Source organism: Paenibacillus sp. CMM36 (assembly GCF_053570945.1).
Map to the genome: position 1 here is coordinate 1 of NZ_JBSEDY010000074.1, position 598 is coordinate 598.

The window sequence follows — 598 nt, forward strand, 5'->3', positions numbered from 1 at the left end:
TCATCGAGGATGGAGAACTGATTTTCACGATTCGCTACGGTACAACGCAATTCCGTCATGAGACGATTGCACGACTTGGAGAGCTGCTGGCATCCGGCTTGCGTGAGGTGATTCATCATTGTGTCGCTCAAGAAAGAACGGTGCTGACCCCAAGTGATGTCCTGTTAAACCATGTAACACTGGATGAGCTGGAGCAATTGGTGAAGGATACGCAAGATATGGGTGAGCTGGAAAATGTGTATGCTTTGACGCCGATGCAAAAGGGCATGCTCTTCTTCAGTCTGATGGATGAAAATTCGGCAGCTTATTTTGAACAGGCCACCTTTGAGTTGAACGGTCGTTTTGATGTGGTTGCTTTTGGTAAAAGCTTTGATCTGCTCGTGCAGCGTCATGAGGCATTGCGGACGAACTTTATCAGTTCATGGAAGGATGAGCCTGTACAGGTCGTCTTCCGCAACCGTAGCGGACAAATATATTATGAAGACTTGCGCGGACTAGAAAAAGAGGAACGAGAAGCTCGTGTTGAAGCTTTTGCCATCGAGGACAAAGCGAAAGGATTCAATCTCGCAGAGGATGCACTCATTCGTGTCTCCATTTT

General features: G+C 47.3%; 1 protein-coding gene. It reads left to right on the plus strand.

The annotated features are described in order from the left end of the window. Window positions 1–598, plus strand: a 598-nt coding sequence (locus ACWA2B_RS27940; RefSeq protein WP_449292882.1) for a condensation domain-containing protein, incomplete at both ends; no start/stop codon positions are given.